The organism is Actinacidiphila alni, from assembly GCF_900112845.1.
GTDB lineage: Bacteria > Actinomycetota > Actinomycetes > Streptomycetales > Streptomycetaceae > Actinacidiphila > Actinacidiphila alni.
Window position 1 is genome coordinate 254717 of sequence record NZ_FONG01000002.1, and the last position, 11825, is coordinate 266541.

Annotated in this window: 10 protein-coding genes and 1 tRNA gene; 6 read left to right on the forward strand and 5 right to left on the reverse strand. The window is 69.4% G+C overall.

Annotated features, from left to right (window positions below; translation table 11 throughout):
- Positions 1-95 precede the first annotated feature (95 nt).
- Positions 96-182: transfer RNA gene (locus BM076_RS04000), tRNA-Leu, on the reverse strand.
- Positions 183-599: 417 nt separating this feature from the next.
- On the opposite strand from BM076_RS04000, the gene BM076_RS04005 reads away from it, so the two are divergent.
- The 6 genes from BM076_RS04005 to pknB all read left to right on the forward strand — a co-directional run bounded on the left by BM076_RS04005 (position 600) and on the right by pknB (position 8757).
- Positions 600-1517 (forward strand): FhaA domain-containing protein, encoded by a 918-nt coding sequence (locus tag BM076_RS04005; RefSeq protein WP_093711935.1) that lies wholly within the window; start codon positions 600-602, stop codon positions 1515-1517.
- A 10-nt stretch (positions 1518-1527) separates the two neighbouring features.
- Entirely contained in the window at positions 1528-2058 is a 531-nt protein-coding gene (locus tag BM076_RS04010) for an FHA domain-containing protein FhaB/FipA (protein WP_093711936.1), read from the forward strand.
- A gap of 57 nt (positions 2059-2115) precedes the next feature.
- Positions 2116-3720: a Stp1/IreP family PP2C-type Ser/Thr phosphatase gene (locus BM076_RS04015; RefSeq protein WP_093712224.1), complete on the forward strand. Its 1605-nt coding sequence runs from the start codon at positions 2116-2118 to the stop codon at positions 3718-3720.
- 40 nt (positions 3721-3760) lie between these two features.
- Positions 3761-5146, forward strand: a complete 1386-nt coding sequence (locus BM076_RS04020) for an FtsW/RodA/SpoVE family cell cycle protein (RefSeq protein WP_093711937.1) — start codon at positions 3761-3763, stop codon at positions 5144-5146.
- Positions 5143-6606 (forward strand): peptidoglycan D,D-transpeptidase FtsI family protein, encoded by a 1464-nt coding sequence (locus BM076_RS04025; RefSeq protein ID WP_093711938.1) that lies wholly within the window; start codon positions 5143-5145, stop codon positions 6604-6606. The genes BM076_RS04020 and BM076_RS04025 overlap by 4 nt, the downstream gene beginning before the upstream one ends.
- Positions 6607-6777: 171 nt before the next feature.
- The gene (pknB, locus tag BM076_RS04030; protein WP_093711939.1) at positions 6778-8757 is read left to right on the forward strand and encodes a Stk1 family PASTA domain-containing Ser/Thr kinase; all 1980 of its coding nucleotides are present in this window, start codon (positions 6778-6780) and stop codon (positions 8755-8757) included.
- A 104-nt stretch (positions 8758-8861) separates the two neighbouring features.
- On the opposite strand, the gene BM076_RS04035 is transcribed toward pknB, so the two are convergent.
- Genes BM076_RS04035 through BM076_RS36435 form a run of 4 tightly spaced genes read right to left on the reverse strand, consistent with a single transcriptional unit; the run spans position 8862 to position 11716 of the window.
- Entirely contained in the window at positions 8862-9590 is a 729-nt protein-coding gene (locus tag BM076_RS04035) for a class E sortase (RefSeq protein WP_093711940.1), read from the reverse strand.
- Positions 9591-9597: 7 nt separating this feature from the next.
- Positions 9598-10890 (reverse strand): class E sortase, encoded by a 1293-nt coding sequence (locus BM076_RS04040; protein ID WP_093711941.1) that lies wholly within the window; start codon positions 10888-10890, stop codon positions 9598-9600.
- The gene (locus tag BM076_RS04045; RefSeq protein WP_093711942.1) at positions 10887-11543 is read right to left on the reverse strand and encodes an aminodeoxychorismate/anthranilate synthase component II; all 657 of its coding nucleotides are present in this window, start codon (positions 11541-11543) and stop codon (positions 10887-10889) included. Before BM076_RS04045 ends, BM076_RS04040 begins: the two co-directional genes overlap by 4 nt.
- A complete protein-coding gene (locus BM076_RS36435) occupies positions 11540-11716 on the reverse strand; it encodes a hypothetical protein (protein ID WP_093711943.1) in 177 nt (58 codons plus the stop codon). Before BM076_RS36435 ends, BM076_RS04045 begins: the two co-directional genes overlap by 4 nt.
- Between the last annotated feature and the right edge of the window lie 109 nt (positions 11717-11825).

Below are 11825 nucleotides of genomic sequence, written 5' to 3' on the forward strand. Positions count from 1 at the left end.
GGCACCGACCGGCCGCGGTCATCCACCCGCACGCACAACGAAACGGACCCCCGTACGCGACTTACGTCACGTCCGGAGGTCCGGTCGGTACTGCCTGGTGCGCGAGGGGGGAGTTGAACCCCCACGCCCTTTCGGGCACTGGAACCTGAATCCAGCGCGTCTGCCTATTCCGCCACCCGCGCATGGGTGCTGCCGTTCGATTCTCACACATCCGGTGGACCGCTTGGTCCGTTTGGTGTGGGAGTGCCTCCCGACATGCAGAAGATTAGCACGGCGTCCGGGGTGCGATCACACGCGTTTGGCGGGCGGCCAGGAGTGCCGAGGGCCACGCGGGGGCAGGTGCGTTCCGGTGCGGGACACTGGAGGGAACCGGAGGGAACTGGAGGGAAGGGGACGCGGCGAACCGGGCACCATGGACAGATGGCGCATCTACCATCCCAGTGGGGAAGGGAACGGGTGCGGCACACGGGCGGTGTGAGGGTTGACACTGCCCTGCCCAGGGGATTCGGGGAACCACTGGTTTTTCCCACGCGTGGATACGATCAGTAAGCAGTATCGGAAATCGTTGGGCCGGAAGGTCGCGAGGAGGGAGGTGCCCCGTGGGAGTACTGAAGCGCTTTGAGCAGCGCCTGGAGGGCCTGGTGAACGGCACCTTCGCCAAGGTGTTCAAGAGCGAGGTGCAGCCCGTCGAGATCGCCGGCGCCCTCCAGCGCGAGTGCGACAACAACGCGACGATCTGGAACCGTGACCGCACCGTCGTCCCCAACGACTTCATCGTCGAACTCAGCTCCGGCGACTACGAGCGGCTCAGCCCGTACGCGGTGCAGCTCGGCGACGAACTGGCCGGGATGGTCCGCGACTACGCCAAGCAGCAGCGGTACACCTTCATGGGCACCATCAAGGTGCACCTGGAGCGGGCCGACGACCTGGACACCGGCCTGTACCGGGTGCGCAGCCGCACCCTGGCCTCCAGCGAGTCCCAGCACCAGCCGCAGCCCCAGCACCCGCAGGCCGCCGCGCCGCCCCCGTCGTACCAGGCGCAGGCCCCGGCCCCGCCGCGCGGCGACTACCAGCAGCGCCCCACCTACGCCCAGCCCGGCGGCCCGCAGCGGCCCTCGGGTCCGCCGCCGATGCCCGCGGCCCCGCCGCCCGGCGCCGGCGGCCGGCACGGCGGCGGTGTGGCACCCGTCACACGGCTGCCCGGCACCGGGGCGCCCGCGGGCGGCCCCGGCGCGGCCACCCGCCGCTGGATCGAGATCAACGGCAACCGCCACCAGATCTCCCGCTCCACGCTCGTTCTCGGCCGTTCCACCGAGGCCGACGTGCGGGTCGACGACCCCGGCGTCTCCCGCAAGCACTGCGAGATCCGGGTCGGAACACCGTCGGTGGTGCAGGACCTCGGGTCGACAAACGGCATTGTGGTGGACGGACAGCACACCACCCGCGCTACGCTCCGCGACGGCTCCCGCATTGTCGTGGGGAGCACCACCATCGTGTACAGGCAAGCCGAAGGGTGAAGCGGGGGCAATGTCAGAGCTGACCCTGACGGTCATGCGGTTGGGTTTCCTCGCCGTGCTGTGGCTGTTCGTGATCGTCGCGGTGCAGGTCATCCGCAGCGACCTGTTCGGTACCCGGGTGACGCAGCGCGCCGGGCGGCGCGGTGACGGCCAGCCCCGGCCGCCGCAGCAGCGCCAGCAGCAGGCCGCCGTCGCGGCCGCGCAGGACCGGCGGCAGCAGCCGCAGAACAACCGCCAGCGCCGCGGCGCCCCCACCAAACTGGTGGTCGCCGAGGGCTCGCTCGCGGGGACCACGGTCGCACTCCAGGGCCAGACGATCACCCTCGGCCGGGCCCATGATTCGACGATTGTGCTCGACGACGACTATGCGTCCAGTCGGCATGCCAGGATCTACCCGGACCGCGACGGCCAGTGGATCGTCGAGGACCTCGGATCCACGAACGGCACCTATCTGGACCGGAACCGGCTGACCACGCCGACCCCTGTCCCGCTGGGTGCGCCGATCCGCATCGGCAAGACCGTCATCGAGCTGCGGAAGTAGTCGCACAATGAGCGAGCGGAGCCACGACGCGCGAGCGAGAGGGTGGGCAGCGTGCGGATGTACCCGGAGCCGACGGGGGAGGTGCGCATGTCTTTGAGCCTGCGTTTCGCCGCCGGTTCGCACAAGGGCATGATCCGCGAGGGGAACGAGGACTCCGGTTACGCCGGTCCCCGTCTGCTCGCGATCGCCGACGGCATGGGCGGCCAGGCGGCCGGCGAGGTCGCGTCGTCCGAGGTGATCTCCACCATCGTCACGCTCGACGACGACATCCCCGGCTCCGACATCCTCACCTCGCTCGGCACCGCCGTGCAGCGCGCCAATGACCAACTCCTCCAGATGGTCCAGGAGGACCCGCAGCTCGAAGGCATGGGCACCACCCTGACCGCGCTGCTGTGGACGGGGCAGCGGCTCGGCCTGGTGCACGTCGGCGACTCCCGCGCGTATCTGCTCCGCGACGGCGTCCTGACCCAGATCACCCAGGACCACACCTGGGTGCAGCGGCTGGTCGACGAGGGCCGGATCACCGAGGAGGAGGCCACCACCCACCCGCAGCGCTCCCTGCTGATGCGCGCGCTGGGCAGTGGCGAACGCGTCGAGCCGGATCTGTCGATCCGCGAGGTGCGGGTCGGCGACCGCTATCTGATCTGCTCCGACGGCCTGTCGGGTGTCGTCAGCCACCAGACGCTCGAGGACACCCTCGCCGGCTACCAGGCCCCGCACGAGACGGTGCAGGAGCTGATCCAGCTCGCGCTGCGCGGCGGCGGTCCCGACAACATCACCTGCATCGTCGCGGACGTGCTGGACACCGACGACGGCGACACCCTGGCCGCCCAGCTCAACGACACCCCCGTGGTGGTCGGCGCCGTCGCCGAGACCCAGCACCCGCTGAGCGACCCCCGGCATCTGCAGACCCCGGCGGGCCGCGCCTCGGAGCTGGGCCGTACGCCCCCGCCGCAGCAGCAGGGCCCGGCCGGTTCCTTCGGCCCGCCCGGCAGCGGCGACCCGGGCGCGGCCGGCGCGGGACCGCTGGGCAGCTTCGGCTCGTACGACGAGGGCGGCCCCGACAAAGCCACCGCCAAGCGCAAGTGGCCCAAGCGCACCGCCATCACGCTGATCGTGCTCGCCGTCATCGCCGGCGGGCTCTACGGCGGCTACGCCTGGACGCAGACGCAGTACTACGTCGGCGCCAAGGGCGACCACGTCGCCGTCTACCAGGGCATCGACCAGAAGCTGGCCTGGATCAAGCTGTCAAAGGTCCACAAGGACCGCCCCGACATCGAACTCAAGTACCTACCGGCCTACCAGCAGAAGCAGGTCCAGGACACCATCGCGCTCAGCAGCCTCGGCCAGGCCGACGACAAGGCGGACGAGCTGGCGGCGCAGGCCGGTGTCTGCAAGAAGGTCGCCGCCGCCAAGACGGTCGCCGACCAGGCCAAGGCGGCGACGAAGGCCGCCGAGGACAAGATGCCCACCTCCGGCGGCACCGCGGCCACCGGCACCGGCACGTCCAAGGGCGCCACCGGGAGCGCGGGCAGCACGGGCAGCTCCGGCACGCCGGGCGCGAAGAAGAAGACCAGCACCAACCCGACACCGGCCCCCACCCCGCCTCTGACGCCCGACGAGAAGAAGCTGGCCCAGCAGTGCGGTTCGGGCCAGCAATAGCCGCGGTGACAGCGGGACCAGCAGGAGGAGTCGGCTCGTCATGAGCGCCAGCAACACCACCACCATCACGTCGATCGGCGCGCCGAACCGTCGGAACACCGAACTGGCGCTGCTGGTCTTCGCCGTGCTCATCCCGGTCTTCGCCTACGCCAATGTCGGCCTCGCCAAGAACGACTCGGTCCCCGCAGGACTGCTCGGCTACGGCGTCGGCCTCGGCCTGCTGGCCGGCATCGCGCACCTGCTGGTCCGCAAATTCGCGCCGTACGCCGACCCGTTGATGCTGCCGATCGCCACCCTGCTCAACGGCCTCGGCCTGGTGCTGATCTGGCGGCTCGACCAGGAGCCGAGCCTGGGCAAGGCGATGGCGCCCAACCAGCTGATGTGGTCGACGCTCGGTGTGGCGCTCTTCGTGGGCGTACTGGTGTTCCTCAAGGACCACCGCATCCTGCAGCGCTACACCTACATCTCGATGATGCTGGCGCTGGCGCTGCTGATCGCGCCGATCTTCTTCCCCGGTGTGAACGGCGCGAAGATCTGGGTGACGCTGCCCGGTATCGGCTCGCTGCAGCCAGGCGAATTCGCCAAGATCGTCATCACCGTCTTCTTCGCCGGTTACCTGATGGTCAAGCGGGACGCGCTGGCGCTGGCCAGCCGCCGCTTCATGGGCCTGTACCTGCCGCGCGGCCGGGACCTCGGCCCGATCCTGGTGATCTGGGTCTTCAGCCTGCTGATCCTGGTCTTCGAGACCGACCTCGGCACCTCGCTGCTGTTCTTCGGCCTCTTCGTCATCATGCTGTACGTCGCGACCGAGCGGACCAGCTGGATCGTCTTCGGCCTGCTGCTCAGCGCGGGCGGCGCGGTCGTCGTCTCGTCGATCGAGCCGCACGTCAAGGAGCGCGTCCAGAACTGGCTGCACCCGCTGAGGCTCGCGCCCAACGGCGGCGTCACCGAGACCGCGCAGACGATGTACGCGTTCGGCTCCGGCGGGATCTTCGGCTCCGGCCTCGGCCAGGGCTACTCCCGGCTGATCGGCGGCATCGCGCCCAAGAGCGACTACATCCTCGCCACCGTCGGCGAGGAGCTGGGCCTGGCCGGTCTGATGGCCGTCCTGCTGCTGTACGCGCTGCTGATCGAGCGCGGGGTGCGTACGGCGCTGGCCGCCCGTGACCCGTTCGGCAAGCTGCTGGCGATCGGCCTGTCCGGCGCCTTCGCGCTCCAGGTCTTCGTGGTCGCCGGCGGCGTCACCGGGCTGATCCCGCTGACCGGTATGACGATGCCGTTCCTGGCCCAGGGCGGTTCCTCCGTCATCGCCAACTGGGCGCTGGTGGCGATCCTGCTGCGGATCAGCGACACCGCCCGCAGGCCCGCCCCGAGCCCGGCCCCCTCCCCCGACGCCGAACCGACCCAGGTGGTGCGAACCCAGTGAACAAGCCCCTGCGACGGGTCGCGGTCTTCTGCGGTCTGCTCGTCCTCGCCCTGCTGCTGCGCGTGAACTACGTGCAGTTCGTCCAGGCCGACCAGCTCTCCAACGACGTGCACAACCGCCGCGTCGCGATCAACCAGTACGCCCAGCCGCGCGGCGACATCATCGTGGACGGCAAGGCCATCACCGGCCACACCACGACGACCGGCAGCGACTTCAAGTACAAGCGGACGTACGTCGACGGCCCGATGTGGGCGCCGGTGACCGGGCACGCCTCGCAGGCGTTCGGCACCACCTTCCTGGAGGGCGTCGAGGACAAGTTCCTCACCGGCAACGACGACCGGCTGTTCTTCAACCGCACGATCGACCTGCTCACCGGCAAGGAGAAGCAGGGCGGCAATGTCGTCACGACGCTGAACCCGAAGGCGCAGGAGGCCGCGTTCAAGGGCCTGGGCGACAAGAAGGGCGCGGTCGTCGCGCTCGACCCGGGCACCGGCGCGATCCTGGCGATGGCGAGCACCCCGTCGTACGACCCGTCGTCCATCGCGGGCAACTCCAAGACCGACGAGAAGAACTGGGTCGCGCTCGACAAGAAGAACGACCCCGACGACCCGACGCAGAACCGGGCGCTGCGCCAGACGTATCCGCCGGGCTCGACCTTCAAGCTGGTCACGGCCGCCGCGGCGCTGGAGAGCGGCGCGGTCACCGACGTCAACGCGCACACCGACACCCCGAAGCACTACACGCTGCCGGGCACCACGACCGAGCTGAAGAACGAGGGGAACATCCCCTGCGAGAAGGCCACGCTGACGGTGGCGCTGCAGTATTCGTGCAACACCGTCTTCGGCCATGTGGGCGCCGACAAGGTGGGCCTGAAGGGCATGGTCGACGAGGCGGAGAAGTTCGGCTTCAACGAGGAGCAGTTCGTGCCGGTGCGCGCGGACAAGAGCAACTTCGACACCAAGATGACCAAGGACCAGGTCGCGCTCTCCTCCATCGGCCAGTTCGACACCGCGGCCACGCCGCTGCAGATGGCGATGGTCGCCTCCGCGATCGCCAACGACGGCAAGCTGATGAAGCCGTACATGGTCGACAAGCTGGTGGCGCCGAATCTGAGCACGATCGCGCAGACCAACCCCAGTGAGATGTCGCAGCCGCTGTCGCCGGAGAACGCGCAGAAGCTCCAGTCGATGATGGAGACGGTGGTCAACTCCGGCACCGGCACCAACGCCAGGATCGACGGCGTGCGGGTCGGCGGCAAGACCGGTACGGCGCAGAACGGCGTCGACAACAAGGGCACGCCGTACGCCTGGTTCGTGTCGTACGCCATGACCGACCAGGGCTCGCCGGTCGCCGTGGCCGTCGTCATCGAGGACGGCGACGCCAACCGCGACGACATCAGCGGCGGCGGTCTGGCCGCTCCGGTCGCCAAGAAGGTCATGGAGGCCGTCCTCAACAAGTAGCGGCCTTGTGCCGGCCCCGGGCATTGTTCGCACGTCAGGTACCGGTCGGATATCGGCGGGCGGGCGGAGAGCGAAGGGGTGCGGAACGCCCGGTAGCGTATGGCCGAGCATCCGCAGGGCATGACATCACGGGTTTGTGGTCAAGAACGGGTTTGAGGAGAGGGCAGAGCTATGGAAGAGCCGCGTCGCCTCGGCGGCCGGTACGAGCTGGGCTCAGTGCTCGGCCGTGGTGGCATGGCCGAGGTGTACCTCGCCCATGACACCCGGCTCGGCCGCACTGTCGCCGTGAAGACGCTACGGGTGGACCTCGCCCGCGACCCGTCCTTCCAGGCCCGGTTCCGCCGAGAGGCCCAGTCGGCCGCCTCGCTCAACCATCCGTCGATCGTCGCGGTGTACGACACCGGCGAGGACTACGTCGACGGCGTCTCGATCCCGTACATCGTCATGGAGTACGTGGACGGCTCGACCCTGCGTGAGCTGCTGCACTCCGGGCGCAAGCTGCTGCCCGAGCGGGCCATGGAGATGACGGTCGGCATCCTCCAGGCCCTGGAGTACAGCCACCGGGCCGGCATCGTGCACCGCGACATCAAGCCCGCGAACGTGATGCTGACCAGGACCGGCCAGGTCAAGGTCATGGACTTCGGCATCGCCCGCGCCATGGGCGACTCCGGTATGACGATGACGCAGACCGCGGCCGTGATCGGCACCGCCCAGTACCTCTCGCCCGAGCAGGCCAAGGGCGAGCAGGTCGACGCGCGCTCCGACCTGTACTCGACCGGCTGCCTGCTCTACGAGCTGCTGACCGTACGGCCGCCCTTCGTCGGGGACTCGCCGGTCGCGGTGGCGTACCAGCACGTGCGCGAGGACCCGCAGCCGCCGTCGGTGTACGACCCCGAGGTCACGCCCGCGATGGACGCCATCGTCCTCAAGGCGCTGACGAAGGACCCGAACTACCGCTACCAGTCGGCCGACGAGATGCGCGCCGACATCGAGGCGGCCCTCGACGGGCAGCCGGTGGCGGCCACGGCGGCGATGGGCGCGGCCGGCTACGGGTACGGCTACCCGGACAGCCAGCCCACCACGGCGCTGCCGCAGCAGAACGACCAGCACACGTCGATGCTGCCGCCGATGCGGGACGACGACGGCGGTTACGGCTACGACGACCGCCCGGACCGGCGCCGGCAGAAGAAGAGCAACAACAGCACCTCCACGGTGCTGTTGGTCATCGCCGGCATCCTGGTGCTGGTCGGTGCGATCTTCCTCGGCAAGGCGATCTTCAGCGGCCACGGCAACTCCGGCGGCGACACGGTGCCGAATCTGGTCGGCGTCTCGTACACCGACGCGCAGACCAAGGCGTCCAACGTCGACCTCAAGGTGGTCAAGGGTCCCGCGGCGTACTGCGACAACATCGAGAAGGACCTGGTCTGCAAGCAGACCCCGGCCGCGGACGCGGCGGTCCCCGACGACAAGACGATCACCGTCGTGCTGTCCAAGGGCCAGGCCCCGATCGAGGTCCCGGACGTCAAGAACGACAAGTACGACTCGGCGGCCAGCCAGCTGACCGCCAAGGGCTTCCAGGTCGACCGCAAGAACAAGACGACCACCACGGACGACCCGGACACCGTCCTCTCCCAGGACCCGAAGGCCGGCACCAAGCAGCCCAAGGGCACGACGATCACCCTGACGGTGGCGGTCGCCCCGGAGAAGAAGACGCCCACCGACGTCAAGGGCGTCCCGTACGACAACGCGGTCGCCCAGCTCAAGGCGCAGGGCTTCACCAACGTCACCCGCGCCCCGCAGGACCAGCCCTCGGACACGACCGCCAAGGGCAGCGTGGTGAGCCAGAGCCCGAAGCCGGAGGACGGCTCGGTCTCGCTGGACACCCAGATCGTCCTGACGGTCTCCTCCGGCCCGGAGCCGACGCAGGACCCGCAGAAGACGATGCCGAACTGGCAGATGCAGAAGCTGTCCGACATCCAGGGCCAGCTCAACGCCATGGGCCTGAATCTCCAGATCCAGGTGAACGGCCCGAACGACGACCGGGCCCGGATCGTGAACTCGGACGTCGCGCCCGGCACCCCGCTCAACGAGGGCCAGACCATCAACCTCCAGACGATGGACCTCGGCGGCGGAGGCAACGGCGGCGGCTGACACCGTACGCAACACGGCAAGCGAAGGGGGCGGCCCGCACACCTGGTGTGCGGGCCGCCCCCTTCTGCGTGTTCCTCGTGACGTGCGGGCTACTGCCCGACCGCTTACCGCAGTTCGGCGGGGAGGGTGCGGGTGGCGTCGACTTTTTGGGTGCGGACGAGTTCGCCCCAGACGATGTAGCGGTAGCGGGAGGTGTAGACGGGGGTGCAGGTGGTGAGGGTGATGTAGCGGCCCGGCTTGGTCCTGCCGGACTCCTTGGGGATCTGATCGGTGACGGCGACGTTGTACTTCGAGGTCTGGTCGAGGATCTTGTAGACCTTGTAGACGTACCAGGTGTCCTTCGACTCGAAGACGATCGGGTCGCCGTCGTGGATCTTGTTGATGTTGTGGAATTTGGCGCCGTGGCCGTCGCGGTGGGCAGCCAGGGTGAAGTTGCCGGTCTTCGCGGTGGGCAGGGCGGCCGGCACGGGGTCGGTGTAGTAGCCGGCGACACCCTCGTTGAGCACCTTCGTCGAGGTGCCCTTCTTCACCAGCACCTGGTAGTTCCTGCCCATCGCGGGCACGTGCAGGAAGCCGATGCCGTCCTTGGTGTCGAGGCTGCCCGGGCCGGTGTCGGCGGGGCTGCGCGCCCACTGCTGCCTCACCTTGTCCGCGGCCTTGTGCTCGTGGCGGTCGGCGAGGACGTTGGTCCACCACAGCGAGTAGACGACGAACAGCGCGAGGATCAGCCCCGCGGTGATGAGGAGTTCGCCGATGACGCTGACGGTGGCCGCGACCGGCCCCCGGCCGCCGCGCTGGTTCGTGGTCACGCCGTTCCGTTCTTCGAGGAGCATCAGAGGGTCACTCCACCAACGCGTCGGGCTTGCCCTTGCTCCGCGGCCGTTCCTCGATCATCTTGCCCCAGACGATCAGCCGGTTGGTGCTGGTGAATTCGGGTGTGCAGGTGGTCAGCGTCAGATACCGGCCGGGGCCCGTGAAGCCGGAGCCGACCGGCACGGGCTTGATCACGCTGATGTTGGACGGCGGCGTGGACGGCAGCGACTTGGTGATCTCGTACGTGTAGTACGTGCTCGCCGTCTCGACCACGACCTTGTCGCCGGGCTTGAGGTGATTGATGTAGCGGAACGGTTCGCCGTGCGTGTTGCGGTGGGCGGCGACCGCGAAGTTGCCCGTCTTGTCCCACGGCATCGCGGTGTCCAACGCCCCGTCGTAGTGGCCGATCATGCCCTTGTCCAGCACATTGTGCTTGGAGACGCCCTGCGCGATGGGCGCCTTGACGTCCAGCGTGGGGATGTACATGATCGCGAAGCCCTGGCCGGGGGAGAAGGTGCCGGGCACCCGGTTCGGGTCGCTCTTGGCGGAGTCCCACTGGTGCTGGAGGTTGTTGGCGGCGCCGCTGGCCTGCTGGTGGGCGCGGACGTTGGTCCACCACAGCTGGTAGGTGACGAAGAGCAGCATCAGGACGCCGGTGGTGATGAACAGTTCGCCGACGAGGCGGCTGATCACGACCGCGGGGCTCTCCTTGGCGGCCTTCGCGGCGCGCCGGGCCTCGACCCGGCTGAGCGGGGCCTTGGCCGCGGTGGCGGCCGAAGCGGCGGTCGAAGTGGCGGCCGGCGTACGGCCCTTGGCGCGGTGGCCGCCGCCGTGTCCGCCGCGCTGCTGCGCGGCCTTGCGCCGCGCGGCGCGGCCGCCGTCGCCGGGGAGGGGATCGGGTGCGAGTGCCGGCTCCGGCTCAGGCCCCGCTCCGGGCCCTGGCCCGGGCTCCGGCTCCACGACGACGGGCGGTGCGAGGGGCGTCACGACCGGCTGGACGACCGTCGCCGTACCGAGGTCCAACTCCTCGTCCGGGTCGTCCGCGACGGCGGGCTCCTGCGGCGGGAACCAGGGCGCGGCGGGTTCCTCGTACGCCGGTTCCTCGTACGACGGCTCGGCGTATTCACCGCGCGCCGGTTCCTCGTACACCGGCTCCTCGTACGGAGGCTTCTCGTACGAGGGCTCCTCGACCGCCGGGGGTCTGCCGGGGAGGGGGTCGTTCAGGGGATCGTCGAGTTGCTCGACGACGGCTTTGAACTGCCCGGTGTCCTCATAGGACATCGGGCCGTCGGCGGGGCGCTCCGGGCGGAGCGTGGTCACACCCCGGCCCTCCCCGCGGGCCCGCCCGTACCGACCACCGGAGCCAGCCCCCCGGAGCGGCCGACGGCGCCCGGATCGCCGCATTCCGCCAGCCAGTTGGCCAGCATCAGGTGCCCCCACTCGGTGAGCACCGACTCCGGGTGGAACTGCACGCCCTCGACGGCCGCGTCCCGGTGCCGCAGCCCCATGATCACGCCGGTGTCGGTCCACGCGGTGACCCGGAACTCGTCCGGCACCGTGTCCCGTTCGACGGCGAGCGAGTGGTAGCGGGTGGCGGTGAAGGGCGACGGCAGCCCGGCGAAGACACCGGTCCCGTCGTGCGTCACCGGCGACGTCTTGCCGTGCAGCAACTCCGGCGCCCGGTCGACGACCCCGCCGTACGCGACCGCCATCGACTGCAGGCCGAGGCAGACGCCGAAGACCGGCACCCCGGTGGCGGCGCAGTGCCGCACCATCTCGACGCAGACGCCGGCCTCTTCGGGGGTGCCGGGGCCCGGCGAGAGCAGCACGCCGTCGAAGCCCTCCTGGGCGTGGGCGGTCTCCACCTCGTCATTGCGCCGCACCTCGCACTCGGCACCGAGCTGGTAGAGGTACTGGACCAGGTTGAAGACGAAGCTGTCGTAGTTGTCCACCACGAGAATGCGTGCGCTCATCGGACGGCGGCCATCCCGTTGTCGACCGTGACCTCGTTGAACGGCAGCAGCGGTTCGGCCCACGGGAAGATGTACTGGAAGAGGAGATAGACGACGGCCAGGACCAGCACGAGTGAGATCATCGCCCTCACCCATGCGTTGCCCGGCAGATGCCGCCAGATCCAGCCGTACATGTGCTGCCTTCCTTCCTCTTCCCCGGAACAGAGTAAAGGGCGATCGCCGCCGTAGGGGGGCCCGCAGGACAAAGGCTTCAGCATGCATTTGCCAACGCTTGGGCGAACG

Coding starts and splice junctions, on each gene's coding strand:
- BM076_RS04010 (WP_093711936.1), top strand. CDS start 1,528: ATGTCAGAGCTGACCCTGACGGTCATGCGGTTGGGTTTCCTCGCCGTG.
- BM076_RS04035 (WP_093711940.1), bottom strand. CDS start 9,590: ATGCTCCTCGAAGAACGGAACGGCGTGACCACGAACCAGCGCGGCGGC.
- BM076_RS04045 (WP_093711942.1), bottom strand. CDS start 11,543: ATGAGCGCACGCATTCTCGTGGTGGACAACTACGACAGCTTCGTCTTC.
- pknB (WP_093711939.1), top strand. CDS start 6,778: ATGGAAGAGCCGCGTCGCCTCGGCGGCCGGTACGAGCTGGGCTCAGTG.
- BM076_RS04015 (WP_093712224.1), top strand. CDS start 2,116: ATGTACCCGGAGCCGACGGGGGAGGTGCGCATGTCTTTGAGCCTGCGT.
- BM076_RS36435 (WP_093711943.1), bottom strand. CDS start 11,716: ATGTACGGCTGGATCTGGCGGCATCTGCCGGGCAACGCATGGGTGAGG.
- BM076_RS04020 (WP_093711937.1), top strand. CDS start 3,761: ATGAGCGCCAGCAACACCACCACCATCACGTCGATCGGCGCGCCGAAC.